Annotated in this window: 21 protein-coding genes and 7 pseudogenes; 15 read left to right on the forward strand and 13 right to left on the reverse strand. The window is 39.5% G+C overall.

Features of this window, described 5'->3' with window-relative positions; all coding sequences use genetic code 11:
* Positions 1-32: 32 nt before the first annotated feature.
* Both NXM86_RS08475 and NXM86_RS08480 read right to left on the reverse strand, forming a co-directional pair.
* Positions 33-140, reverse strand: a pseudogene (locus tag NXM86_RS08475) (IS6 family transposase); the annotation flags it as partial.
* A gap of 69 nt (positions 141-209) precedes the next feature.
* The gene (locus tag NXM86_RS08480; protein ID WP_375217329.1) at positions 210-1,613 is read right to left on the reverse strand and encodes an amino acid permease; all 1,404 of its coding nucleotides are present in this window, start codon (positions 1,611-1,613) and stop codon (positions 210-212) included.
* Positions 1,614-1,882: 269 nt separating this feature from the next.
* On the opposite strand from NXM86_RS08480, the gene NXM86_RS08485 reads away from it, so the two are divergent.
* Genes NXM86_RS08485 through NXM86_RS08500 form a run of 4 tightly spaced genes read left to right on the forward strand, consistent with a single transcriptional unit; the run spans position 1,883 to position 5,013 of the window.
* A complete protein-coding gene (locus NXM86_RS08485) occupies positions 1,883-2,107 on the forward strand; it encodes a hypothetical protein (protein ID WP_498958904.1) in 225 nt (74 codons plus the stop codon).
* Between the two features lie 5 nt (positions 2,108-2,112).
* A complete protein-coding gene (locus NXM86_RS08490; protein ID WP_498958906.1) occupies positions 2,113-2,994 on the forward strand; it encodes an extracellular solute-binding protein in 882 nt (293 codons plus the stop codon).
* A 19-nt stretch (positions 2,995-3,013) separates the two neighbouring features.
* Entirely contained in the window at positions 3,014-4,114 is a 1,101-nt protein-coding gene (locus NXM86_RS08495) for an ABC transporter ATP-binding protein (protein WP_328268209.1), read from the forward strand.
* A complete protein-coding gene (locus NXM86_RS08500; RefSeq protein WP_498958908.1) occupies positions 4,078-5,013 on the forward strand; it encodes an ABC transporter permease in 936 nt (311 codons plus the stop codon). Before NXM86_RS08495 ends, NXM86_RS08500 begins: the two co-directional genes overlap by 37 nt.
* Positions 5,014-5,261: 248 nt before the next feature.
* Here NXM86_RS08500 and NXM86_RS08505 read toward each other — a convergent pair whose 3' ends face one another.
* Both NXM86_RS08505 and modB read right to left on the reverse strand, forming a co-directional pair.
* The gene (locus tag NXM86_RS08505; RefSeq protein WP_498958909.1) at positions 5,262-5,912 is read right to left on the reverse strand and encodes an ATP-binding cassette domain-containing protein; all 651 of its coding nucleotides are present in this window, start codon (positions 5,910-5,912) and stop codon (positions 5,262-5,264) included.
* Between the two features lie 45 nt (positions 5,913-5,957).
* Positions 5,958-6,632, reverse strand: coding sequence for a molybdate ABC transporter permease subunit (modB, locus tag NXM86_RS08510; protein ID WP_498958911.1), 675 nt, complete (start codon positions 6,630-6,632; stop codon positions 5,958-5,960).
* A gap of 396 nt (positions 6,633-7,028) precedes the next feature.
* On the opposite strand from modB, the gene NXM86_RS08515 reads away from it, so the two are divergent.
* The 3 genes and pseudogenes from NXM86_RS08515 to modA all read left to right on the forward strand — a co-directional run bounded on the left by NXM86_RS08515 (position 7,029) and on the right by modA (position 10,679).
* Entirely contained in the window at positions 7,029-8,198 is a 1,170-nt protein-coding gene (locus tag NXM86_RS08515; protein WP_190305451.1) for an IS256 family transposase, read from the forward strand.
* 235 nt (positions 8,199-8,433) lie between these two features.
* Positions 8,434-9,381: a substrate-binding domain-containing protein gene (locus NXM86_RS08520; protein ID WP_309218138.1), complete on the forward strand. Its 948-nt coding sequence runs from the start codon at positions 8,434-8,436 to the stop codon at positions 9,379-9,381.
* Between the two features lie 483 nt (positions 9,382-9,864).
* Positions 9,865-10,679 (forward strand): annotated as a pseudogene (gene modA, locus NXM86_RS08525) (molybdate ABC transporter substrate-binding protein).
* A 432-nt stretch (positions 10,680-11,111) separates the two neighbouring features.
* On the opposite strand, the gene NXM86_RS08530 reads toward modA, so the two are convergent.
* Together NXM86_RS08530 and NXM86_RS08535 are read right to left on the reverse strand one after the other, a co-directional pair.
* Positions 11,112-11,849 carry a methyl-accepting chemotaxis protein gene (locus NXM86_RS08530; protein ID WP_420830753.1) on the reverse strand — a complete coding sequence of 246 codons (738 nt, stop codon included), beginning with the start codon at positions 11,847-11,849 and terminating at the stop codon, positions 11,112-11,114.
* Between the two features lie 66 nt (positions 11,850-11,915).
* Positions 11,916-12,416: pseudogene (locus NXM86_RS08535) on the reverse strand (protoglobin domain-containing protein); the annotation flags it as partial.
* Between the two features lie 461 nt (positions 12,417-12,877).
* On the opposite strand from NXM86_RS08535, the pseudogene NXM86_RS08540 reads away from it, so the two are divergent.
* Together NXM86_RS08540 and NXM86_RS08545 are read left to right on the forward strand one after the other, a co-directional pair.
* Positions 12,878-13,611, forward strand: a pseudogene (locus NXM86_RS08540) (Type 1 glutamine amidotransferase-like domain-containing protein).
* 76 nt (positions 13,612-13,687) lie between these two features.
* A complete protein-coding gene (locus NXM86_RS08545; protein ID WP_498958913.1) occupies positions 13,688-15,493 on the forward strand; it encodes a DUF2339 domain-containing protein in 1,806 nt (601 codons plus the stop codon).
* A 225-nt stretch (positions 15,494-15,718) separates the two neighbouring features.
* Here the strand turns inward: NXM86_RS08545 and NXM86_RS08550 are convergent, their stop codons facing one another.
* From NXM86_RS08550 to NXM86_RS08560, 3 genes and pseudogenes are all read right to left on the reverse strand, one after another.
* The gene (locus NXM86_RS08550; protein WP_498958915.1) at positions 15,719-16,543 is read right to left on the reverse strand and encodes a serine/threonine protein kinase; all 825 of its coding nucleotides are present in this window, start codon (positions 16,541-16,543) and stop codon (positions 15,719-15,721) included.
* Positions 16,543-16,734: a hypothetical protein gene (locus NXM86_RS08555; protein WP_097354516.1), complete on the reverse strand. Its 192-nt coding sequence runs from the start codon at positions 16,732-16,734 to the stop codon at positions 16,543-16,545. Before NXM86_RS08555 ends, NXM86_RS08550 begins: the two co-directional genes overlap by 1 nt.
* A 636-nt stretch (positions 16,735-17,370) precedes the next feature.
* Positions 17,371-18,557: pseudogene (locus NXM86_RS08560) on the reverse strand (ISL3 family transposase).
* A gap of 343 nt (positions 18,558-18,900) precedes the next feature.
* Here NXM86_RS08560 and NXM86_RS08565 point away from each other — a divergent pair.
* Positions 18,901-19,278, forward strand: a complete 378-nt coding sequence (locus tag NXM86_RS08565; RefSeq protein ID WP_498958916.1) for a hotdog domain-containing protein — start codon at positions 18,901-18,903, stop codon at positions 19,276-19,278.
* Between the two features lie 422 nt (positions 19,279-19,700).
* Here NXM86_RS08565 and NXM86_RS08570 read toward each other — a convergent pair whose 3' ends face one another.
* Positions 19,701-20,150, reverse strand: coding sequence for a hypothetical protein (locus NXM86_RS08570; protein WP_328266977.1), 450 nt, complete (start codon positions 20,148-20,150; stop codon positions 19,701-19,703).
* A gap of 600 nt (positions 20,151-20,750) precedes the next feature.
* Entirely contained in the window at positions 20,751-20,981 is a 231-nt protein-coding gene (locus tag NXM86_RS08575) for a hypothetical protein (RefSeq protein ID WP_254866620.1), read from the reverse strand.
* A gap of 491 nt (positions 20,982-21,472) precedes the next feature.
* On the opposite strand from NXM86_RS08575, the gene NXM86_RS08580 reads away from it, so the two are divergent.
* From NXM86_RS08580 to NXM86_RS08600, 5 genes and pseudogenes are all read left to right on the forward strand, one after another.
* Positions 21,473-21,700, forward strand: a complete 228-nt coding sequence (locus NXM86_RS08580) for a hypothetical protein (RefSeq protein ID WP_328266978.1) — start codon at positions 21,473-21,475, stop codon at positions 21,698-21,700.
* A 114-nt stretch (positions 21,701-21,814) separates the two neighbouring features.
* Positions 21,815-22,123, forward strand: a complete 309-nt coding sequence (locus NXM86_RS08585) for an ArsR/SmtB family transcription factor (protein ID WP_289642739.1) — start codon at positions 21,815-21,817, stop codon at positions 22,121-22,123.
* A 14-nt stretch (positions 22,124-22,137) separates the two neighbouring features.
* Positions 22,138-23,085, forward strand: a complete 948-nt coding sequence (locus NXM86_RS08590; protein WP_498958920.1) for a cation diffusion facilitator family transporter — start codon at positions 22,138-22,140, stop codon at positions 23,083-23,085.
* Between the two features lie 21 nt (positions 23,086-23,106).
* Positions 23,107-23,277, forward strand: coding sequence for a hypothetical protein (locus NXM86_RS08595; protein WP_328266980.1), 171 nt, complete (start codon positions 23,107-23,109; stop codon positions 23,275-23,277).
* A pseudogene (locus NXM86_RS08600) lies at positions 23,220-23,433 on the forward strand (oxidoreductase); the annotation flags it as partial. The gene NXM86_RS08595 and the pseudogene NXM86_RS08600, both read left to right, overlap by 58 nt.
* 286 nt (positions 23,434-23,719) lie before the next feature.
* Here the strand turns inward: NXM86_RS08600 and NXM86_RS08605 are convergent.
* Both NXM86_RS08605 and NXM86_RS08610 read right to left on the reverse strand, forming a co-directional pair.
* Positions 23,720-24,610 carry an ISNCY family transposase gene (locus NXM86_RS08605; protein WP_015863779.1) on the reverse strand — a complete coding sequence of 297 codons (891 nt, stop codon included), beginning with the start codon at positions 24,608-24,610 and terminating at the stop codon, positions 23,720-23,722.
* A 111-nt stretch (positions 24,611-24,721) separates the two neighbouring features.
* Positions 24,722-25,039, reverse strand: a pseudogene (locus tag NXM86_RS08610) (M28 family peptidase); the annotation flags it as partial.
* Positions 25,040-25,095: the final 56 nt, after the last annotated feature.

Consider the following 25,095-nt stretch of genomic DNA (forward strand, 5'->3'; position numbering starts at 1 on the left):
ATTGTACAAACATTTTTTGTATTCGTCTAGTCAGGGCAAGCCAGATTCTTATCTACTGTGACGACACTAGATTTACAAATATGAAATATGAGAACAGCCAAGGCTTTCTTGAAAAAGCGCTCGGCTGTTTGTTTATTCTTATGATTGATAAATGGCATCAAAATTTTTGTATCAGCATCCTATTTATAACCTTATGATTATTCTGTTTTCTAGTTTGCTTTTTTCACCATATACGCTTGCTCTTGGTGAGAATCTTTTTGGCGCTTCGTTCTATAGATAAAATAAATACTCAAGCCTATAATCATCCAAATGCAGAAATACAACCACGTTTCAAGAGCAAGGCGAGTCATTAAGAAGATACAACACGCGATCGTCAATATTGGAAGATACGGAACAAGCGGCGCCTTAAACCCTCTTTGCAGATTTGGATGTGTTTTGCGCAGTACCATAACGGATAAGGCCACCATCACAAAGGTTAACAAAGCACCAATATTGATTAAGTTGGACAATGCTCTCAAATCAATAAATCCAGCAATTGCCGCTCCAGTAAATCCTGCAATCCGTGTCGAAAAAACAGGTGCTTGAGAGTGTGGATGAACTACTGAAAACGGTTTTGGCAGTAAACGATCGCGACTCATAGAGAACAGAACGCGCACTGTTGCGTAAAGATAAACAAATATAACTGTTGTGATGCCGACAATTGCTCCAACTGATATAACCCCTGCAGCAAAATCTTGTCCGACTGCATGAAGCGCAAATGCCATTGCGTCCGAAACATTTAATAAATGATATGGAACCATTCCTGTTAAGACTAAGCAAACAATAACGTATAAAAGAGTGCACACAACTAAAGAAACAACAATGCCGATTGGCAAATCACGCTGCGGTTTTTTCACTTCTTCTGCCGCAGTTGCAACTGCATCAAACCCTAAAAACGCAAAGAACACCGTAGCAGTTCCCGCGAGAACCCCTTTCCATCCAAACGGCATGAATGGATCCCAATTTTCCGGTCTAACATAGAATATTCCGACAATAATAAATAATAAAATGATAGATAATTTGATGGCAACCATCGTATTATTCACTTTCTTACTTTCTTGCACACCTTTTGACAGCACCCATGTCATAAGTAAAATAATGCAGACAGCCGGCAAGTTTATCATTCCGCCTTGCTGGGGTACTGCACTTAGCATTTTCGGGATATGCAAATGAAATCCTTCCAACAATGAGCGAAAATATGCAGACCATCCATTTGCCACCGCTGCAACGGACAAAACATAAATTAAAAGTTGTGTCCATCCTATTAAATACGCAACTACTTCCCCGACTGTTACATACGCGTATGTATAGACGCCTCCGGAAACGGGAAGAGCAGATGCTATTTCCGCATAACAAAACGCTACAAATCCACACACTAATGCCGCCAGCATAAACGAAAAGATAATCGAAGGACCTGCATCATTTGCTGCTGCGACACCTGTCAACACAAGAATGCCGATCCCAACAATCGCCCCGATACCAAGCAATATTAAATCATAGGCACCTAATGTCTTCTGCAATGTTTTCTTTTGACTTAACAAGTGAGTAATTGACTTTTTTTGAAGTAAATTCATGACGTCTCCTCTCTCTTCTCTTATGCAATTAGTTTAAAACGCCAAGCAATTTGCTATTATATCATATTTCTACTTTTTTCGACATATTTTTTAATTCTAATTTTCTGGAATCGACAACGAAAATCTGATAACTAGTTAGGCGGCTAACACAATAGCTTGCGAATAAACTTCCATATAATACAATTATGCAAAAATACCCATTATTCTAAAATAGTCTAAATCTTAAAACTCCCCAGGCTATAAGGGGATTAAGTAGGGAGGAGACATCTATGAATGCTTTTTTCAGAAAGAAATCTATTGAGCAATTGCAACGAGATGGCGCTAAAAACACTGGGCTTAATAGAGTATTAGGACTATGGCAACTTACCGCGATTGGCTTAGGCGGCATCATTGGGGTAGGTATCTTTGTGTTAATAGGTGTAGCCGCAGCTGAACACTCGGGACCTGCGGTTATCTTATCATTCATTATTGCTGGACTGGCTAGTGCAAGGTGAACTTTGTGCCAGGGTTGTCGGGTGAAATCCTGTCAAAAGTCGAATTGCAGAAAAACGCTCCTCAATATGACGTTGCGTTTTACGTACCGATTGACGTGCAGCGAGCGGCCGATAAAGGATTGACTGAGCAATTGGATCCAGCGGCGATCCCCAACATGTCTAAGGTTGACCCGCGGTTTGTCGTAGTGGATAATATCGGAGTTCCCGTATTCGGATTGGTAATCGCACCTGCATACAATACGAAAACCTTTGAGAAGAACGGCTGGGCGCCGATAACGTCTTGGAACGATCTGATTCGTCCCGATTACAAAGGAAAGACGGCGTTCGCCGACATCGCCAACGACTGGGGATTCGCTCTGCTCTATAACCTTGCGAACGCAAACGGCGGCAGCCTTGACAATCTGGAACCTGGTTTGAAAAAGGCGAAAGAACTCGCCAGGTATTCGGATACGTTCTACAAAAACTCCACCCAGATGATGCCGGCTATGCAACAGGGGGCAGCCGACGTAACGGTGATGGGCAGCTACGCGATCGCCGAACTGATCGATTCCGGTGTACCGTTGAAAATGGTGATCCCGAAAGAAGGGGCGCCGTTGCAAGCGTTCAGTGCGACGGTTGTGAAAAATGCCCCTCATAAAAAAGCGGCGATGGATTTTATCAATTTTCTGATTAGCGAAGAGTCGCAAAAGCAGATTGCGGAAAGAGGGTTCTATCCGGTTCTGAAAGGAATGAAAGCGGCTCCTAAATATGAAGCATCGATCGGCTTGAAAGACAGCGATCCTGTCTTCCGTCCGGATGTGAAGAAACTGTCCGAGATTCGGGCGCAATGGACGGACAGATGGACTAAAGAAGTCACACCGGAACTTGGAAAAAAAGTGAAAAAATAGGGGGATAGGAGGCGAAAAGATGCAGGCGTTGACGAATGACGTGGAAATACGCGGCGTTTACAAACAAATCGGCCGAAACGTGATCCTAGACGGTATCGATCTAGAGGTCAAGCAAGGTGAATTGCTCACCTTGCTTGGCCCTTCCGGTTGCGGCAAAACGTCAACGCTCAACGTGATTGCCGGTTTTCTCGACATCGATCAGGGAGATGTATTTATCAAAGGGCGGCGGGTGAATGACGTTCCCGCCTACAAGCGCGATTTGGGAATGGTGTTCCAGACGTATTCATTGTTCCCACATATGACTGTGTATGAAAATCTCGATTTTGGCCTGTCCCTGCGCAAAGTGCCGAAAAACGAGAAAAAACGGCGCATCCAGAAAGCGCTGGAACTGGTGAAAATGACTGGGCTGGAAGAACGTTATCCACGCGAACTGTCCGGCGGTCAGCGGCAACGCGTTGCCATAGCCCGGGCGCTGGTGGTGCAACCGAAACTGTTGTTGCTCGATGAACCATTGAGCAATCTTGACGCGAAGTTGCGTCATGAATTGCGGATAGAGATCAAACGATTGCAAAAAGAAGTGGGTGTCACCACGATTTTTGTCACTCATGACCAGGAGGAAGCGCTCTCCATGTCCGATCGGATCGTCGTGATGAACAAGGGGAAAATTGAACAAGTCGGAACGCCGACTGAAATCTATGCCCATCCGCGCACCGAATTTGTCTTTCAATTTATCGGAAAATCAAACCAATTAAATGGCAGGGTCAAATCGCTCGACAGCCGAATGATCAGTGTGGAACTCTCGGACGGGGGTCAGGTACTGGTCGAAGCGGAGAATGTGATGGGATCGGATCGCACCTGTACGGTGGGGGATGCGGTCAAGCTCTATATCCGCCCAGAAAAGTTGATGATCCAACCGTTGGAAAATCCGACTTCCAACTACAATTCACACACTGCCACCATTGTCCAGATGAATTATCTAGGTTCTGCTTGGGAAATTGAAGTGTCACTGCTAGGTGAACGGATGCAGGTGTTGCATCCCTCAATCGAAGCAGGCTGGACGATAGGAACTGAGGTGATGGTCGGATGGAACCCGTCAGACATGATGATCGTCAAGAAATAGCCAGCTTGCGGTTGCAGCCGGCTGTATTGGGAAAACGCAGGAATTGGAAAAAACATCTGGCCGCCGTACTGCTGTTACTGCCATTGTTGCTGTTTATTATCGGTTTCTTTGTGGTTCCGATGCTTTATATCCTGTATCTAAGCTTTATTGACACGGAAAGACTGAGCGGGACAAATGCGGTTTACAGCATTGACAACTATGTCCGGTTTTTCACCGATTCCTATTACTTGCATTCTCTCTGGCTGACGATCAAAGTGAGCCTGTACACGGTAATCGTGTCGTTACTGCTTGGTTATCCAGTGGCGCTGACGATGGCAAAATGCTCTCCACGCGTCCGGGGATTGCTGACCCTGTTGGTGGCATCGCCGCTTTTGATCAGCATCGTGGTTCGCAATTTTGGCTGGTATTTGCTTCTGCTGCCCAACGGCACGGTCAATCAACTGTTGACAGGCCTTGGCATCACCGAGTCGCCGCTGAAACTTTTGTTTTCGGAAGCAGGGGTTGTCATCGGTTTGTCGAACGCGTATATGCCGTTTATGATTTTGTCCATTGCCACCAGTTTGTACAACATTGATCCGTCTCTCGAAAAAGCGGCAGCGATTCTCGGCGCCAGTCCGGTCACCGTTTTCTGGCGGGTGACGCTGCCGCTGATCCGGCCTGCAATTCTGTCTGGGGCTCTGTTTTCCTTTTTGACTTCGTTCGATAACGTAACTGTCTCGCTGTTTATGGTATCTTCCGATATGCGAACACTGCCGCTTGAGATTTTTTCGAACATGCAGGATGCGTACAGTCCAATCGTCGCTTCTGTATCAAGTGTTGTGATTCTGATTTCGGTGGTGCTGATCCTGATTCTTGAGAAAATTCACGGCGTCGGACGCCTGTTGGGAAGCACCCATTAATCGATAGCGTGCAATCGACAATAGCTGGAAGGTATTTGTATGAAACTGCCGGAATTATTAGATGATTGAAACAATGGAAGGGTAGTAATGATATTTATCCCCATAGTAGACAGAAAGCGATGTACTGTTTACTATAAGGGGATATTTTTTATGAAAAAATCAGAAAAACTTTACAGTAAATATAAATTAGACGTGGTGAAGAAATATTTGTATGAAGGGTGGACTAAACGTGAAATCATCGACCAATTTTACATCTCTTTTATGTTACACAGATGGATTTCATTGTCATGAATTTTTCCTTCGTGTAAATATAAAATTCGGTCCCCTAATTTTTTTGCTTCCTCATGATGATGTGTTACTAATATAATTGGAATGCGCCAAAGTTTATGGATACGTAACAATTCCTCATGGCCTTTTGCCCGTGTTTGATCATCTAAAGCAGAAAATGGCTCATCTAAAAGCAAGGCATCCGGCTCGGTTGCAATCGCTCGTGCAATGGCTACCCGTTGTTTTTCACCACCTGAAATTTCAGATGGATATTTGTCTCTAAGGTGTTCAATTCGCAGCTCTTTCATTAATTCTTTTGCAAAGCTTTCGTTTTTCATGCCATAAGCGATATTTTTCCAAACGGTCATATGGGGAAAAAGCGCATAATCCTGAAATACATAGCCGATGTTTCTTTTTTGTATAGGAACAAATACCTTCTTATCTTCAAATAAAATGGTGTCATTTAATCGGATTATGCCAGCAGTAGGTTTGCTTATTCCAGCAATACAATTTAAGATTGTCGTTTTTCCAGAACCAGAAGGGCCAAAAAGAACAACAATCTCATTGGCTACCGAAAATTTGACATTTAATTCAAAATGGGAAAGCTTTTTTTGGATGTCGACAATAAGCATATGAAAAACTCCTTTACGCACACAAATAAGCTGTATATATTGATTTCATTTGTGTACATGTTTCATCATGTTCTTTTTGCTCCACCAATTAAGCCATAAAATAGCGCTAAAGCCAAGGGCGACGATAATGATCACCCAAAATTTTGCCACCTCCATATTACCTGACTCCACCGCAAAATAGATGGCTAGAGGAATGGTGTCGGTGACATTCGGAATATAGCCGGCGATCATGAGGGTGGCACCGAATTCTCCTAACGCCCGTGCAAAGGATAAAACTAAGCCAGATAACAGTCCTGGCCATGCAAGTGGAAATGATATCGTCCAAAACACTCTCCATTTAGATGCTCCCATCGTATAAGCGGCATTTTCAATATTTGGGTCATACTGCTGGAACGCTGCAGCTGCACTTTGGTACATTAAAGGAAAGGATACGACTATTGCTGCGATCAGAACACCATACCAAGTGAAAACAATCTGGAAATCAAACCAGTCGAGCAGTAATCGACCAATAAAGCCGTTTTTACCGAATACATACAATAAACCAAAACCTACAACTGTAGGCGGGAGCACGAGCGGCAGTAAAATAATCGCTTCTATAATACTTTTCCCTCGAAAGGAACTACGGCCGATCAATCGTGCCAACACAACCCCGGCAATAAATACGATAAGCGTTGAGATGGTAGCAGTTTTAAAAGAGAGTATAAGTGGAGAGTAATTCATATTTGCCATTCACCTTTTCGTAAAATTGGTTATTTTTCATTATAAATGGTTATATTTAATTATTGCTTATATTAACTTTGGAACAGAAGCAATGATAAAATAAGAATCAACATACAAACGTTGAGGTGTTTCTGTGTAGACAATGAATCATATACAACAAAGAGCCGAACAAAACATGATATAATAAGGTTAAATATAAACTATTTCATACATAACCAGTTCTTACTTAATAGAAATATAATTAATTTTATTTATAATTAAATATAAATCATGATATGGAGGTTATCAATAGATGATGTATAAAATTTTGTGTAAAGCATTTTGCTAGACCAAAAGAAAAAAGGTAGGGTATTCTCTGATTGGACCAAAAATCTTAGAGAAAGGAGTACCCTACCTATGTCTAAAAGAAGTATACCGAATGTCGACTGGGCAAATCAACTGGAAAATGTCATTCGTCAGTTTGTAAAGGAAAAATTAGAACTGATCATGCGGGAAGAAATCAAGAATTTCCTCGAAATAGAACAGGCCGGAACATCAAATATGAGAAACGGCTACTATCAACGAAATCTAGATACACAATATGGCCGGATTGAAGGTCTTTTGGTCCCTAGAGACCGAAACGGAGAATTTCAAACCCAATTGTTCGCTCCTTACCAACGCCACACGGGCTGGCTGGAGGAAGCAATCATTAGGATGTATCAAAGTGGCATGAGTACACGGGAAATTGGCAAGTTTATTGAACGAATTCTAGGAAATGCTTATTCTCCAGCGACGATCAGCCGGATTACCGATGTCGTGAAAGAAGACATCGAGAAATGGCACCATCGTCCACTATCCAAACGTTATTCTGTCTTATATTTGGACGGCTTGTACGTGAAACTTCGCCGCGATACGGTAGAGAAAGAAGTCATTTATGTGGTGTTAGGAGTGAATGAAGAAGGGTATCGCGAAATTCTGGATTTCTTCGTGGGAGGACAAGAAAGCGCCTATGGATGGCGGGAGATTCTCCAACAGCTCTACAAAAGAGGCGTCAAGGAAGTGCTTCTGGGCGTATTCGATGGACTACCGGGGCTGGAGGAAGCCTTTAAGGCGGTGTATCCGAAAGCCGATGTGCAGCGCTGTGTCGTTCACAAAGTCCGCAACACCCTCAGCCGTGTTCGGAAAAAAGACCAATTCGAAGTGGCCGAGGATCTCAAGCTGATTTATCGCGCGCCGAATAAGGAGATGGCGTTACAAATGTTTCAACAGTTTGAGTCGAAATGGTCCAGCAAGTATCCGAGAGAAGTTCAATCTTGGGCCAATGAGTTGGATGTCCTCCTTACATTTATGGATTATCCAAGCAGTATTCGAAGTGTGATTTACACGACGAATGCCATCGAACGAACGATCAAGGAGATTCGGAAACGCCTAAAACCGATGAACAGTTTGAATAGTTTAGAAGCCGCTGAAAAAATCGTGTATTTGACCATTCAAGATTTTAATGAGAAATGGGCAGGGAGAAAGTTAAGAGGATTTGCCGAAGCACAGGAAGCCCTCGAGCGAATATTTGAAGAACGTTACAATTAACCAAATAATGTAAATATCAAACCAATACGATAAGGGGATTCTCCCTTTCCACACAAGAGACTGAATATTCAGTCTCCTGTGTGGAGAAAATCAGTCCCCTATCAATTCAAATCCATTTCAGAGAAACCCTACCCCATTTACATTACACAAAATTCTTGACGGTACCTATCAATACATTATATAAAATTAAATTTAATTACTTATAACGAAATTTTCTAATGAAGGAGTAAGTAGTATGGAAAAAAATCATTCTTATACAACCGAGGAAGTCGCAAACATATTAAAGGTTTCAAAACTAACCGTATATGATTTAGTAAAAAAAGGTTTATTACCTGCTTATCGTGTCGGACGGCAAATGAGAATTGATCCTTCCGATCTAGAAGAGTATATAAAAAGGTCAAAAGGAGAGTTACAGCCAAGCTCCTCACAGTTATTAAGCAAAGAAACAACGAGTGAAGCACAAGGGTATTCGCAAGTTAGGCAATTGATCATCAGCGGCCAAGACATAAGTTTAGATATTTTGGCTAACTACTTAGAAAAATCCTCGAAAAGGTTCCGGCCATTACGTTCTTATGTTGGAAGCTTAGAAAGTCTAATTTCAATGTATCAAGGATATTCAGACATTGTAAGCACCCATTTAATCGAAGGAATTTCAGGTGAATATAATGTTCCATATATAAGCAAGATATTAGTTAATTTTCAGTATATCGTGATTCATTTACTAACAAGGAAGGCAGGCTTTTATGTTAAAAAAGGAAATCCATTGAATATAAAGCATTGGGAGGATTTAAGAAGAAAAGATATTAAAATCGTGAACCGGGAAAAAGGGTCAGGTGCACGAGTTTTACTAGATGAAAGTTTGAGAAAGTATCGCATACCTATATCTGAAATTAATGGTTATGACAATGAGGTAACCAATCATGTAAGCGTCGCAAGCGCTGTCGCTAAAGGGGATGCCGATGTCGGAGTAGGAATTGAAAAAGCTGCAGACTTAGTAAAAGATGTTGATTTCATTCCGCTAGTTAACGAAAGGTATGATTTGGTGATTTTAAAGAACGATGAGAATAGAGAATTAATTAGTCAAGTCCTGCAAATTTTAAGATCTGATAACTTTAAAAACGATTTAAAAGCACTAGGTGGTTATGATTTATCCCAAACTGGACAGGTGGTTTATGAAAACTGAAACAAAGCTAGCTAGTAGAGTGAAATTGATTAAAAAGCCAGAGGTTTTTTCTTAAAAATAGAGAAAAACCTTTGGCTTTTGTTTTTCAACTTCACAAAAGATCTCTTTCGTATGTAAAAAGACTAAGAAATAAAAGTAGCTATGCTTTCCTATTGCTTTTTTGATCATTAGTAGCTCACCCAACCTGATCAAGGGATATGCAGGGTGGGGCATAAGCGAAAAAATAATCTTTTATTGAAAAGGCGGTATGATCTGGAGAACGCCAGCTGAAAAAAGCGCCACATAGAGCGCTTTTTTCATTGTGTTGGATCTATCCAAATAACTGTGAGATACTTCATAGTTCTATATAAAATTATATCTTATATAAATTAATTATAAATAATAGTAATTATATACTGTACAAACTAGTTATAAATAATTATAATAAGTTTGTAATAATTCATATAATTTATAAAATTCAAAAGAAAGGAAGGGGTAGAAAGCATGAAGCATTCTATCCGCATCATCATGAGTGTGTTTTTGTGTGCTTCACTCCTCTTTATTTTCGGTTGTACGAAACAAGAAGAAAAACAGGAATCGAAGGAGGCAGAGGCAAAACAGACAGTAACATTAACCATCTCAGCAGCCGCAAGTTTACAAGATGCCCTAACGGAAATTCAGAAAAAGTATGAAAAAGAACACGAAAATATAAAACTATCATTTAACTTTGGAAGTTCTGGTGCATTACAACAGCAAATCGAGCAAGGGGCGCCAGTAGACCTATTTTTCTCGGCTGCTGAAAATAAATTTCGTCCTCTCGTAGACAAAGGATTGATTAACAAGGAAGAGAGTAAGAACTTGTTAGGAAATGAACTCGTTCTAATTGTTCCAAAAGACAAAGCAGACACAGTAAAAGGATTTCAGTCTTTGGCAGACAACAGCGTAAAGCAATTTGCGATAGGGAATCCTGAAACTACTCCGGCAGGTCAGTACGGGAAACAAACACTGACCAATCTAAATCTTTGGACAAAAGTAAAAGGGAAAATCGTGTACACAAAGGATGTGCGTCAAGTATTATCGTATGTAGAAGCAAATACCGTGGATGCAGGAATTGTATTCAAAACCGATGCACAAATATCTGATAAGGTAAAAATGGTCGACACAGCAGCCGCTAATATGCATGATCCTATTATTTATCCGGTTGGTATCATTAAGGATACGAAGCATAAAACAGAGGCTAAAGATTTCTATCAATACCTACAGACGAAAGATTCCTCCAAATCTTTGAGAAATACGGATTTAAGATTTTGAATAAGTGATATGACACAACAATTTTCAAGCTCTGTATGATACTTGAGGCAGATTCGTAAAAAACACTTAGTATACCCCTGTGAAAATGCTGCTACTGATCCGTGTTGATGGATGGTTGTGTTCTGAAGGAAAACTCAGAAGTGTTGGCTAAATGTTTTTTGAAAAAAGAGAAGGACTTGCGCCAGCCTTCTCTTTTTTGTGTGCTTATCCCTCAAAATAACCTTATATGTGGCTCTTTGCCAAAAGATGCACTTGGCTTTCTGCAAAATATGCTAATTCCTTGGATTACGAATAACAAGTGGCAACCATATGACATCAAATCAATAGTTTGACAAGTACATTAGTGATGAACCACAATTGAAGATACCCATATGTAGAAAGTACGTCTGGTAATTTAGAAATTCCTCTGCCGCTTGTTCAAGCAACAAAGGCTTTGTTCATTATAAGCCGTTTGTTAATTGCTCTAATCTCTCAGCCGACGTAGCAACATTGTTGGTGGCATCATTAATATCCGCAATAACATCGACGTATCGTTTCATCTTTTCGTTAATTTGATTGTTTTGGGTGCGAATTTGCTGGAGCGACTGTGATAATGTTTCAAAAAACTGATAGATTCTCTCCATATCGGTTGTCCCACGATCAATAAAGGTATGGACTGAATTCATCGATTCAGAAGTAGCTTCTACTTTTTTATTCAATTCATTTAAAATGTTTGTTACATCAGCGAGAGATTCTTTTGTTTGGAAGGCAAGTTTTCGCACTTCATTAGCAACAACGGCAAACCCTTTTCCGTGTTCTCCCGCACGCGCCGCTTCAATCGAAGCGTTTAACGAAAGCATGTTTGTTTGATCGGCGATCTTTGTCACGATGCTGTTGATTCTTTCGATATCACGGGCTGACTGTTGTAAGCTTTGAATTTCTATTTGGATATTTTTCATCATTGCTTGAATATGGTGAATGTCAGAAAGTTGTTTTTGCAATTTGTCCTGCCCCTCGGCAGAATGATGTTCACTTTTTTTCGAAATGGAAACAGCTTCTTCAGTAGATCGCAAAATATTCATCGCTTCCGTTGTCAATTCAGAAACCGAAGCATGGACCTCTTCGGATATGTCAGAAAGTTGTTGTGCTGTCTCTTGTAATTGCAATTTGAGATCATTTTTTACTTGATACATCTGCATTCGGACTTCTTCATGCGCTTGCCAGTATTGTTCTAAAACAAGCTGTTGTTCAAAGCTTAATATTTTTGTGACCGATTTTACTGATTCAATCAATAACAAAGGATCGTCTATATGTGAAGCGATTGCTTCCAAAATCGACAACTGAAGCTGCTGAAACGCGCACATATACCATTTTGGCAACAGTTCAATCTTTAAATGTGTGACCGCAATGCGCGTACGCTTTTCGATAAACGCTTCATCAATGCGTCCGTCAAACATTTCAATCACATGAATAGTAAGGGTCTTTTTTAGACGTTCAATGGAACTATGCCGATGAATAATTTCAAATAAAGATGGTTCTTTTTCTAACGTCTCGTAAAAGCGCCCGACAATCCAATCGATTTTTTCTTCCACCCATGGTTTTAACTGTGCTAATATGGCTAAATCGCGATGCGTGAGCTCGATCATTTCCAATTGCCTGTTAATCGATGCGTCTTTCACGCGAACAGGTGTGGGCTCGGTTTGAAGCGCGGTGGCAACCTTATGAGGTGGCTTGGTTTCTTTTTTAATCCAGAAAGAAAGATTCATTAGAAGCCTCTCCTTTTTCTTCTAAATTTCGACAACTTTATTTTAACGAATATTGTAAAAAAGTAGAAGTAGAATAAAAAATTAATTCTATTACAATAACATTTAATTTGAAAAAAGATGGGGAAAAGTTGCGGAGTTAAAAATGATAATAAAAAGTGTAGCACATTTAGCGGCGACCCCCCGCTTAAACAAACAATTGAGATAATTCATCATTCGCTAGTGCTATAAGCACGAAATGTGGGGTTAACCTGAAAATGAATATTTTTTATCTTTCTGATGGTGCCGCAATTATGGGGCAGTTGTCTTCCATGGAAGAATGGAAATTCTTGCATAATCTGTAGTGCTGTAAAGTGTGGCATAGGCGGCTAATGTGGGGAAGGTTAGTTGAAAAAGGATTTGATTTTAATTTGTAGAAATTATCGGTATGGAAAATAGTTCTTTTTAGATAAGGAAGTGATAAGATGCGACAAATCATCGCTCTAGGCGGTGGAGGTTTCTCAATGGAACCGGATAACCCGTTATTAGATCTTTACATATTGAAACAAGCAAAGAAAACTACTCCAAAGGTTTGTTTTATCCCCACTGCCCGGGGATTCAGATCATTATATATCAAGGTATTATAGCTTCTTTAATAAACAAAATTGCAAACCTTCTCATTTATCTTTATTTAGACCGCCAACAAGGGATTTAGAGGAATTTATACTGGAGAAGGATATTATATATGTTGGTGGGAGAAATACAAGAAACTTATTAGTTTTATGGAAAGAGTGGGGGTTAGATAATATTTTGAGAAAAGCTTGGAACCAAGGGATTGTTTTAGCTGGCGTTAGTGCTGGTTCTATATGTTGATTCGAGGAAGGCGTCACAGATTCATTTGGAGAGGGGTTAGAACCAATTAAATGCTTAGGCTTTCTAAAAGGCAGTCATTGTCCTCATTATGATGGTGAGCCAGATAGAAGACCTTCGTATCATAAACTTATTTATTCTGGAGACATACAAGCTGGTATTGCAGCGGATGACGGAGTTGCCATTCATTATATTGGACAAAACAGTTGCCATTCATTATATTGGACAAAACATAAGCAATATAATTAGTTCTAGGCCAAAGGCAAAGGCTTATAAAGTTTTTTTGGATAACAAGGCGATGAAGGTGATAGAAGAAGAGCTTCAGACGAATTTTTTAGGTTCCTGTTAAGCCAATATGAAAGAACGAATTAACTTTCATCATCTGTGGTGAAGCCCGTTCATAGTTGGCTAAGGGTGCAGAAAAGTTGAAGAAGCAAGGAATCCGTTATCGTTTGAAAATGCTTGAAAATGAAAGGAGACAGCTAATGGACCAAAAACGTATGGAACAGCTAGAACAACGGATTGTTGTTCTCGAAAAAGAAATGAATGTATTAAAGAGGCAAGTTGAAAGTATATTGCAAGGGGGACAAGAAGCGCAAAAAGCACCTCAAGCGCAAGAGCGAAAAGAAATCATAGATCCTGTGAAGAAAGGAAAAATAGTAGTCTCTCCGCCAGCACAGCAGAAAGAGTCCGATCCGATAGATTGGGAGCATGTCATCGGAAGAGTGTGGCTTCCTAGAATATTTATCTTCGTTCTCTTGCTCGGATTGGTATGGGGATTTACGATTGCTGCTGCAATGGGAATATTAACGGAACCAGTCAGAATTTTGATGGGGTTTGCCGGTTCTGGTTTACTTGTGTGGTTAGGAGAAAAGCAAATCAAAAAACAAAGAGAAAATTTAGGGAAAGTTTTATTATCAGGCGCGATTTCTCTTTTGATTCTTACCACATTTGCGATGCATGTACTATATGATATGGTGCCGGGAGTGCTGGCATTTATTTTAAATGTTGGGTGGATTGCCGCGGGCCTGCAATTGGCGAAACGCCATAAATCCGAAGTGATTGCGATATTAACCGCTTTTGCAGGGTATCTCGTTCCATTTTTAATTGAGGGTCATGAAAAGGCTGCTACGCTATTTATAGCCTATGAAACGTTCTTCTACACGTTATTATTGTTATTTGCAGTGAAACAAGGTTATAAACGACTCTTCTATACGGCAAGTGTTTTATGGCATGTAGTGGTTCTGTTCTATGTAGCAACACTCTCACGGAATACAGATACTGATAAAATCATGTTGTCCGCTGCTTTTGGAGCGGTGATACAGCACATCTTAATCGGTTACTTTGGATTCAAAGGCAAGTTCCAGAAGATCAAGGTATTACCTATTGTCTTTACGAGTTTTGTGATTACAACTTTATGGGCTTTTGAAGGATTTCAATTCAATTTGTCTTATGACGAGTTAGAAACATTAACGCCTTTCCAAGTGCATGTAAAAACCGCTATTTTATTGGACCTGTTTTTACTTGTTTCTGCAGGTGGTTATGGCTTCTTAGCTTATAAAGGGAAAAAGCAAGAGCATCAACAAACAGCGGTAGGGTTAGCGATCAGTACGTTAAGTGCGGCGTTGTTGGTGTATCAACTTGTAGATGACAATGCTTTCAGAGCGATTATCTATTTGATTGAAGGAACCTTAGCTATCTATTTAGGTTACCGTTTCAAAACTACGTTCCAAAAGTGCACCGGTTGTGTTGTCTATGTGATAGGGGCGCTTATCACTATTGCAGATCAGAAAATTAGAGAAATTCTAAGTATAGAAACGCTATGTTGGCTTGCCTTAATCGGTTCTTTATATGCGCTTTATCGCTTAGTAAATCTTCATCACGCAACCGACAAAGTTTTACGCGGTCTCATGTTAGGGGTAAATGCGCTTATACACCTTGCCTTCCTTTCTTCTATTACTAGCGTCATCACAGAAAATTGGTCTATTAGTATGCAGATGATGACATTATCCTTTGCTTGGGCCTTATACGCGGCAGCAGGTGTAGTCTTTGGGGTAGTGAAAGGGAAGAAAAATATCCGTTTAGTCGGAATTATCCTTCTGTTGCTCACTCTTTGTAAGATTGTGTTAGTGGATCTTCAGTTTGTTACGATTATTGTGAGAACAGTCTTATTTATTGGTTTAGGTACAATCGGACTATTGGTATCCCGCTTATTCTACGTGAAAAAGTAACGTCAAAACTTTGTGTATCGATTTCGGTACACAAGTTTTTTTCTGTTTTATTATGTTCAAAATAGCAGTAGAAGCCAAAGTATTTATGTATAGTTGGCAGCCACATAGTAAGCGCCAACATAAATAAACGATTGGGCAAAACTGCCCAATCCCGTCGATAAAAGAAGGTTTAAATGGATCAGTTGGTTCACACGCGCTCCTTCATTTATACAGTTAATTGCCGCACTATGAAACGATAATGCGTTTTGGCCCATTTCCAATCAGCTGATCTACATCGTTTATTAGCGTGTAAATATGATCGTATGGTTGATCAATTTGCAGCATTCTCCGCAGTATGAAACGGGCGTCTTCGGAAATGGACAGCTCTTCTTCCCAACTTTTTTCTTCCTCTATTTTCGGCTCGTACGAGGAATATAACAAAAATAAGGTAAAGTGCCCTAACGCGTAAAAGTCGCTTTTTGGGTGAGTATCGCGCCGCAGCTTTTTTTCAGGTACATACGTTTCGATATGAGGAACGGGCTCGCCAAAAAAACGCGCTAATCCGAAATCGATCACAAATACGGTACCGTCGCGCAGCAAAATATTCGGAATGCGCAAATCGCGATGGACAATGTTGTTGGCATGAATATATTCGACTACGGCGAGCACATTCCGCAATAATTGAAACGCTTCACGTTCTGTATACGTTTTTCCCTTTTCAAAAATAAGCGCTTCAACTGTCTCTCCTTCAATATAGTCCATTACGAGATGGGGGGTTCCATTTTCCAGGAACGTATCATACAACGCTGGAATTTGCGGATGATTAAGCCGCCTTAATATATCTGCTTCCCGCTTTAAGGACAGCTCGCTTTCTTTCCCTTTTGTTTTTCTGCTTTGTTTGACAACGACTTTCCTGCCTGTCTGCAAGTCGGTGGCCACGTAAGCAATGCCATAGCTTCCCATCCCAAGCTCTGCTATAATTTGATAGCGGCGCCGAATCACCTTCCCTTTTCGATACGGACGTTCAAATAAGCGAGCAAGCGCCGGGTGACGATACAAAAAACGCATCATTAGCTTCCAAAAAAGCTCGAAAAGAAACTACCGCTATGATGTTTCTTTTTATAATGCTTATGGCCGTAGTGGGAAGGATGGATATTCGCATAATGCTTTGGATAATGGCCGCTGCTATTGTAATGTATTTTATGGTGTTGCTGATGAAGCACGTGTTCTTTCAACAATGCTTTGATGATTTTCTTTAACATATGCCCTTCTCCTTTACAATAAGATTGCTTTATATTTATATACGAAATAGGAATAAAGAAGTTTCATCATTCACGCCTGTTTAGGGGGATGTCACCATGGCATGGAACGATGTGCTGTTCCATCATCCATCCGCTTTAGTCGTTATACCGTGGGATTATGTCAAGAATCAGACACGATGAACAAAGAGAACATCTCTTGATGAAACGGTGTTTTAGATGAAGTGGAAAAACAGTTGCATATGTTTTTTGGGATTTCAGGGTATAATTGGAGAAAGGCGTAAAAGAAAAGAAGTTAAAACTAGAAACTAATGTTGAAGTTTGCTTGATGATGTATAAAATTTTGTGTAAAGCATTTTACTAGATCAAAAGAAAAAAAGTAAATATATATTTACATTAATTAAAAAAAGTAAATATATATATTTACAATTATAACCAACCTAATAATAAAGGGTCTTCACCATTTTCTGTGATTTCTACTCAATCCTAGAGACATGTTAGCTGGATGAAATAGGTTCATCAGTCAGGATCCTTCTTCCGCATACAGACCACGAAGTTGGTAGAATGGAAACAGTCAAGTGCTTTCCTTGACGGGTTCCATTCTACCAACTATCATACCGATAGCGGAAGAAGGGAGCGCTAAGCAGCCTGACTACCTGTAGTGTTCCCTGTACACTCCAGAAATACACGCAAACGAAACCGTTCTAGATTTCGATAGCCATATGCCCGGCGTTTGATGTTTTTGATCTTGTGATTCGTCCCCTCAATTCGGGCATTCGTATATGGGCACAAAAAGTAGGAAAGAATAGGCTCCTTCCACCTTTCAAGCGTGTTGGCTGCTTCCTGAAAAGAAGCAAAAGGGCTCTGTTTGGCTAACTTAATCCATTCTTCCAAGCGTTCCTTTGCTTCATTATATCCATCGGTTCGGTAAAAATCCCGAAACAACTCTTTCAGATAATAAGCAATGGAAAGTGCCGGATACTCCTCCAAGATATCGTCTAATCGAAGCCGTTGGTCCTTACGAAGCTTTTCACAGCCTTTTAAGAGAAGATATCGAGCCTTTTTCAATGGAGAAAATTCCTTTCTTGCTTGATCCAAGGCTTGTGTCACTTTTTGAACCACATGGTACTTATCGATGACAATCGAAGCAGATGGAAACAGGGCGCGAACCGCCTTATGATAAGGTTCCCACATGTCAAGAATCACCGTTTGGACCATTTCTTTCGACAGGATATTTTGGCTCAACAAGTTGATGGCGGAGTCACATTGGCGATCGGCATGCATTCCCATGACCGATCCGGCTCTGGCATCCATCAATACAGTTTCATACTGATGTCCCTTTTTTACAGCGATTTCATCTAAACTAAGCACCATTCCTTCTTGAGAAGATGCTTCTATCGCTGTTTGACGCTCTTTTGCTTTTTTCGATGCGATGGAGTAATAAATGCGTTCCAATGTTGTATATGGGATGCGGTGCTTTCGGCTAACCTCTTGAATGGTGGAGCCTTCGCAAAGTTCATACAAGTACTCACAAAATCGATTGGTGTAGTGTTGATTGGGTGGAATCGATTCCAAAGAGGCGGAAAACACTTGGGAACAATTCCAGCACCGATAGCGCTTTACCTTTACGAACAAGTACACCGGTTGATGGAAAATCGCCAAATCCCGTACTTTTCTTGTCCGTCTGTCGTGGACAGAGGAAGTGGCAAACCCACAATGAGGGCAACGTTCCTGTGTCTCTGTTTTCTCTACATGAATCGCATATAGGAAAGAAGTTCTTGTTTAATCACTTTAAATTCTGGCAATCCTAGTGATATAGAAAGCACTTACGAGACCTCCCTAATGTTTATTTCACCGCTAACATTATTGCCAGGATCTCGTCAGTGCTTTCTCTTTTTTGTCACTAAATCACAAAATTTGGTGATGAACCATAATAAATTATTGTTTACTTTATTGTCAACGGGATTTTGAAATACAGAGAAGGGATGTTTAGCATTGCCTCCAAAAATCGAACAAATCGCAACGAATATGATTCTTATCTTATCAAAATTTAATGTGTAGCCATCATCGAAATAATATTCTGAATAGTTGAACATTATTTATTATTGCTGTAATATTCAGATTATAAGTAACCATAACAGTATTTAAACTTCAGGGGGGGAGATTTATATGTCTTTAAAAGTAGGAGATATCATTACGTTTGAACGGACTTTTACAGTGAAGGATGTTGAATTATTTACAGAGATTTCAGGCGATAAAGGGATTCATCATATAACCCTAGATGAACAAGGAAGGCTTGTAGTTCAAGGGTTACTAACGGCGACTCTGCCGACAAAAGTTGGCGGAGATTATAACGTACTGGCTCGTACGATGAATTTTGAGTTTCTAAGACCTGTATTTACAGGGGATACAATAATTTGTGAAGTTAAAATTGAAAAATACGAAAGGCAAGAAAATAATAGAACAGCTATTAGTGCATCCTTTTTATGTAAAAATCAGAATGAAAAAGTAGTATTAAAAGGCGATTTTTCAGGTGTAATACTTTAAATTCTTTATGCTTTCTTCAATTAACTGGAGCGCTAGAAGGGGAACCCCTTAGATATTGGGTTTCCCTAATTTTTATCTGATTGGCGATGGGGGTAATGCTTTCAGTGACGGAAAAAGAAATTTTTGGAACAGCTTTACGCACGTTTACAAAAATATATTGCGTTATCATGGCTATAATCGTATTGGTTTCATTTTACTTGTTTTTCTATAAAAGACTTTACTAAAAAGGTGCATGTTAAGTTAACGGGTTCGGTTCAGAAGTACAAAATCAAGAAAAACAGTACAAATAACAGCGTAATTAGCACAAAATTCGAACCAAATTTAACAAAGTAAAAAGCACATTAAAACGCTTGGGTTTATTCCAAGCGTTTTAAACTAAAATTATATTGACTTGTTAAATTAAGACTGTTACTAAAAGGTTACTACCGTACTTCAATTACAAAGGCATAACTTGAATCTCCCTTTTCCCATCTCGCTGAAACATCATACACATATACACCTTTTTCTTTTGGTAATAGTATCACATTATCATTTATTGGAACATTTTCTGTTTTTTCATTTGTAAGCCATCTATTTACTACTAATGTATTTTCTTTAGGATCATCTTTGAATTCTATTTTCAATTGGGAATCTGGTGGTACAACCACAGGTTTTAGTTCTTGATTTTTAATGAGTTCTGGCGGAGAACTTGTATCGGCACAAACAGAATTAAGTAATCCATTCCAACAATACGAACCTTGTGCCACTTCTACCTTTTTTTCTCCAACAGTTATGGTTGGTAAAGGTGGTTTAGCACTAAATAGTTCAGTAACAAAATCCCCCCCAATGCCTAACGCAATTAATACTAATAATGTAATTAAAAACTTTTTCATACACTTCCCCCTCATGGGTTAATTTTCCCTTTGCTAACTTTCTGAGTAATCTATATATTGAATTTAACATAAAATACCAAAATCATTAGAAAGGATTTAGTCAAAAAATATTGATATTTCAGCAAAAAATAAAAAACAAATCGTATACTGATTTGGTCCTATAAAATATCAAATCCCTTAAGGTTATTGCATATAGAATTATTTCTTTTAAATCAAATTGTTTTTTTGCAATGCCTAATCGTTGAGCAGGTGTTCCTACTGTCTCCTTTGTTTTGTATGCTAAACAAAAATTGTAGTAAGTCCGAAGTATGGTAAGAGCCATTTGAGCATACTTTGAGTTAAAGTTTGAATAGATATAGCTTTTTCCGTCACCACGAGCTGTTATCAATGGTCTTTCTAAAATAGATAGCCGTCTTCGAATGTGCTGGATAAAGGTACTCGTGGCGTTGTCATTCACGATTAGCAATGTCCTTTGGGTCGAATGATGAAAGATTGGTTGTACAATCAATTCATCGAAATCCTCTGTCAATTGTCGCAAGTGGATGTTCAATCGAATTATCAGCGTATTCATAATGACTGCTGCCACCTGAAATGACTTTCTTATGAAATTGGTGTGTATGAAATAATTCTTCCAGTTTCAGAAAAGCCAATTTCTGCAAAGAACTTGTAATCATAACCAAAGTTAATTCCCCAGTTGATTAAATCCACTCCTGCTTGAATAAATTCCTCACGAGCTTGTTTCCGAGATTTTGTTTTATCCGTTTGACAAAGAAAATGGTGGGCATTAGATAAGCGAATTTCTTTGGCAAATACACGATAAAGGGAAGGCATCAATGAATTTATGTCCAATTAGCATCAATTTTAACACATATTTGGAATACTGTCTGTTGGTCAGCAGTCACTTGCTAATTATAATGCGATTAATGGTGATAAATTCAATAAAACATTGATATATCAACAAATAAAAGGAGTCCAATTCATATGCGAATTGAACTCCTTTTTGTATTACTTTTTTCAATTTTATACTCAACAACCGAACCCGTTATGTTAAATTGTGCCTTTTTGTATGTTATCCCAAAGAATAATCTAGCGGATGTGTAGAGAAAATAATCCAAAAATGGTTCTTTCGGGAGTTTTTGTTATTTCATCAGAACTCAAGACATCGCTAAAAGTATGAAAGCGGATGTGACACAATTGAAATGTGAAGATGATATGGTATACAGAACGTAACAAGAAGGATGCTAAAAATGAAATCGAAAACGAACAATAAAAAGTGGTCATTTTGAATCGATCGATAAACTGCATTCATACGGAGGTTTCTAATGAATAGGGATAAAGACAAGAAAGAAACTAAGAAAAAAGAGGAACAAACACAACAAACAAGTAGTGAGGATAACGTCATACGGGAACTTGAAGAAGAATTTAATGCTGATATTAGGAAAGGACAGTTTGCTGCTGTCCTTTTTATCCCCTTAAATCGGCATGTTGCAAGTCCGATTTTTCCACCTGAACGTTTGTCCTCAGTCTCCCCCTCATTCATTATTATCTAAACCACCCATTTTCATGAAAAAATATTTCCTAAACTTGACAAAAAAATGAAGGTAAAATATGATACATACAATGACATATGCTCATATATAATAAATAAAGTGAGGGAAATCATCATGAAGACCGAAGACCATTCTTTCCTAAAATCTGAAACCATTGAAAATGTATCGCGCATATTTAAAGTATTAGCCGATCCAACACGAATCAAAATTCTTTATTTGTTATCGCAAGAAGAGTGCAATGTCAATCACATTGCAGAAGTGTTGGAAATTTCACAATCAGCCGTTTCCCACCAACTTAGTATGTTGCGCAATCTGAGACTGGTTAAGTATCGCCGTGAAGGAAAAACACTGTTTTACTCCTGTGATGACGAACACGTTATTTCATTATTAAAACAAGCCATTGACCATGCTGAACATCATTAAGGAGGCGTTTTATCATGCATCATCATCACCACCATCATTCTCACGACCACCATGGTCATCACCATCACCACGGACACCATCATGATCACAGTAGAGAACGGAATAAAAAAGGGCTTACGATTGCCTTTCTCATTACCGCTGGAATTATGTTGTTAGAGTTTTTTGGAGGTTTAATCACAAACAGTCTAGCTCTTCTTTCTGACTCTGGTCATATGCTTAGTGATGCCAGTTCACTTGTTCTTAGTCTAGTTGCTATTTGGTTTGCCACCAAACCAGCTTCCCCCAATAAAACGTATGGCTTTTATCGTTTTGAAATTTTAGCCGCTTTATTTAATGGAGTTACCTTGTTTGTTATCGCTGGATTTATTATTTGGGAAGCAATTGAACGTTTTTACAACCCACCAACGGTAGCTAGCGGCTCTATGATGATCATTGCGTCCATTGGTCTGTTTGCCAATCTTTTAAGTGCTTGGGCGTTAATGAGAAAAGGGGATGTGAAAAATAATGTCAATCTTCGTAGTGCCTATCTTCATGTGATCGGTGATGCTCTGGGTTCCGTAGGCGCTATCGTTGCTGGGCTTGTCATGTGGATCTTTGGTTGGTATGTGGCAGATCCCATTATTTCCGTTTTGGTTGCTTTATTAATCTTGAAAGGCGCTTGGGGAGTGATTAAACATACGGTTCATATTTTGATGGAAGGAACGCCCATTACCATTGATCAAAATGAAGTGAAAAAATCCTTAGAAAGTATTGAAGGAGTGATTAACGTTCACGACCTCCATATTTGGACGATTACATCAGGGTTGGATTCATTAAGTTGCCATATTTTGATTGAAGATCATCAAGACAGCCAAAAGGTTTTACAAGATGCTATTCACATGATTGAAGAAAAATTTAAGATTCTGCATACAACCATTCAAATTGAAACCTCTCAAATCCATCACGGGGAAATGAAAGTCTAACCCTTTTCGGAGCTGATTGAAATGCAACAAAACGTTGATGTTCTTGTTATCGGTGCGGGTCAAGCGGGATTAGCGATGGGATATTATCTAAAACAAAATAATATATTGTTTGCTATTGTTGGAAGGAAAATCGAATCGGAGATGTTGGATTTTCTTCTGATTACAGTTGGATTCAAATCCCGAATGTTTTAGACAATAGAGGAAAGCCCATTCACCAAAGGGGTAACTTCTGTACAAGGACTGTACTTCTTGGGATTGCCGTGGCAGTATCGAAGGGGATCTTCTCTTATTGGAGGAGTGGGTGCCGATGCAGAGTATTTGATAAGTAATATTTTAAACCCTTGTTGAAGATTTTAAAACGATTTTCGAAAAAGTGATCAATGGAATACAAAAGTGAAACAATAAACTTCATACAGCAAGAAGATGAACTAATCAACGAAATATATACGTTGTTTTTCAATGAAGATGGAGAGTAAAAAAATGAGGTTATTGAAGAAGTATAAAAATTTAAGATCCATGCTCAAAAACGCGATCCGAACCAAATTAAAACAACCCCTGAACCAGTTGACGGAACAGTGTTAGCTAACAGCTCGAGTCGTTAGTCTTTTTTCTTTTTAAAGATGGTGTTGCAAAACTAGAGTAAAAACTCGAAGTTATGCATAAGGATGCAACATAACACATGCAGTACATATCGATGAAATCCATACCATCTTGGCTGTTCCAACCCGTCACTCTTTAACTCATTAAATACTCGTTCAATCTCACGACGAAGTCCAAACAGCCATTGGCCAAATCTCGTTTTCAAAAAGACAGGAAGAACCCGGCCATAGGCATCTTTTCGTTCCTTGCTATTGCGGCGGTTGATAGGGGAAATGAATAGGATTCCTGACTGCTCTGCTGTTTGACGAACCTTTTCACTGTCATACGCGGCATCGCCCAATACCAATTCGATATCCCACTGCTTTAAAGAAACAAGCAATTCTGGTGCTACTGCCGCATCATTTCGATTCGCTGTGGTCAACACATGAGATAAAATGATTCCCTCGGCGGTGGTGCAGAGATGGAGTTTATATCCTTTAAACCAGTGATATCGGGTGGACACTCCCCACTTCGCCTGTGAATCGTAAAGACTGCTTCGAAGGGCCGTGCTGTCGATCAGCACGATTTGCGGATAACGTACTTCTAGATCTTTGAGCAGCTGTGCATGAAAAACAGGAAATCCTTGTTCCCGGAACCACTTCGCCGCACGGGAAAACGTAGAAAGGTGAGGGACTTCACCAAGCCCACAGGCCCGTTGAAAACAGCGAAAACGCTGCAGGATGCGCACTAATTTTCGCAAGGAATCAATGGAAAAATAGGTTTTCAAAAAGAAACATTTCAACAACGATTTTTTCGACACCGGCGGTCTTCCTGTCACATACGGTGTTTCCGGCAATGATAGCGAGTCGATATACCGAAATAATGCTTCTAAAATTGGGTCAATTTCATAAGTCCATGCATGTTCGCTGTTCCAATTGGAAATCATAATAGTGTCCACCCCTTGGAGAGTTGTTTTTTTGATCACTATATATGATTTCCAAGGTGGTGGATTTTTTATGTGCATTTATGCATTCGTTATGCGTTTTGCAACACGTTCAATCATGAGTGGGATTTGTGGTTTAATATTATTTTCTAATAAAGTTCGTACCACCTCTAAACCAGCAACCACTCCTAAGACTCCATCAAACCGTCCGCCATTTTTTACAGTATCTAAATGCGAACCTATCACTATTGGCGGCCTGTTTTCAAGCCCTTCTAAAGTAGCATAAATATTCCCCATATCATCGATCTTTATGGACATACCTAATTCTTCGCAACAAGAACAAAAATAATCTCAAGCTAATTTATCCTCTTCAGACAATGATAAACGAGTTACTCCATTGTTTTCTGTACGTCCGAAATTTGCAAATTGTTCACAAAAAGTAAAATATTTCTAAATTACCATCTTACATTAAGTATAATTTCCAAAAA

Source organism: Geobacillus sp. CX412, from assembly GCF_027942335.1.
GTDB classification, from domain to species: Bacteria; Bacillota; Bacilli; order Bacillales; family Anoxybacillaceae; genus Parageobacillus_B; species Parageobacillus_B toebii.

What these genes read in the sequence shown, in the direction of transcription:
- NXM86_RS08530 (WP_420830753.1), bottom strand. Translation starts at nt 11,849, where the DNA reads ATGCAGATGTATCAAGTAAAAAATGATCTCAAATTGCAATTACAAGAG.
- NXM86_RS08570 (WP_328266977.1), bottom strand. Translation starts at nt 20,150, where the DNA reads ATGAAAAAGTTTTTAATTACATTATTAGTATTAATTGCGTTAGGCATT.
- NXM86_RS08550 (WP_498958915.1), bottom strand. Translation starts at nt 16,543, where the DNA reads ATGATGCGTTTTTTGTATCGTCACCCGGCGCTTGCTCGCTTATTTGAA.
- NXM86_RS08555 (WP_097354516.1), bottom strand. Translation starts at nt 16,734, where the DNA reads ATGTTAAAGAAAATCATCAAAGCATTGTTGAAAGAACACGTGCTTCAT.
- NXM86_RS08580 (WP_328266978.1), top strand. Translation starts at nt 21,473, where the DNA reads ATGAATAGGGATAAAGACAAGAAAGAAACTAAGAAAAAAGAGGAACAA.
- NXM86_RS08520 (WP_309218138.1), top strand. Translation starts at nt 8,434, where the DNA reads ATGGAAAAAAATCATTCTTATACAACCGAGGAAGTCGCAAACATATTA.
- NXM86_RS08495 (WP_328268209.1), top strand. Translation starts at nt 3,014, where the DNA reads ATGCAGGCGTTGACGAATGACGTGGAAATACGCGGCGTTTACAAACAA.
- NXM86_RS08575 (WP_254866620.1), bottom strand. Translation starts at nt 20,981, where the DNA reads ATGCCTTCCCTTTATCGTGTATTTGCCAAAGAAATTCGCTTATCTAAT.
- NXM86_RS08500 (WP_498958908.1), top strand. Translation starts at nt 4,078, where the DNA reads ATGGAACCCGTCAGACATGATGATCGTCAAGAAATAGCCAGCTTGCGG.
- NXM86_RS08585 (WP_289642739.1), top strand. Translation starts at nt 21,815, where the DNA reads ATGAAGACCGAAGACCATTCTTTCCTAAAATCTGAAACCATTGAAAAT.
- NXM86_RS08515 (WP_190305451.1), top strand. Translation starts at nt 7,029, where the DNA reads ATGTCTAAAAGAAGTATACCGAATGTCGACTGGGCAAATCAACTGGAA.
- NXM86_RS08480 (WP_375217329.1), bottom strand. Translation starts at nt 1,613, where the DNA reads ATGAATTTACTTCAAAAAAAGTCAATTACTCACTTGTTAAGTCAAAAG.
- NXM86_RS08565 (WP_498958916.1), top strand. Translation starts at nt 18,901, where the DNA reads ATGTCTTTAAAAGTAGGAGATATCATTACGTTTGAACGGACTTTTACA.
- modB (WP_498958911.1), bottom strand. Translation starts at nt 6,632, where the DNA reads ATGAATTACTCTCCACTTATACTCTCTTTTAAAACTGCTACCATCTCA.
- NXM86_RS08505 (WP_498958909.1), bottom strand. Translation starts at nt 5,912, where the DNA reads ATGCTTATTGTCGACATCCAAAAAAAGCTTTCCCATTTTGAATTAAAT.
- NXM86_RS08485 (WP_498958904.1), top strand. Translation starts at nt 1,883, where the DNA reads ATGAATGCTTTTTTCAGAAAGAAATCTATTGAGCAATTGCAACGAGAT.
- NXM86_RS08590 (WP_498958920.1), top strand. Translation starts at nt 22,138, where the DNA reads ATGCATCATCATCACCACCATCATTCTCACGACCACCATGGTCATCAC.
- NXM86_RS08595 (WP_328266980.1), top strand. Translation starts at nt 23,107, where the DNA reads ATGCAACAAAACGTTGATGTTCTTGTTATCGGTGCGGGTCAAGCGGGA.
- NXM86_RS08605 (WP_015863779.1), bottom strand. Translation starts at nt 24,610, where the DNA reads ATGATTTCCAATTGGAACAGCGAACATGCATGGACTTATGAAATTGAC.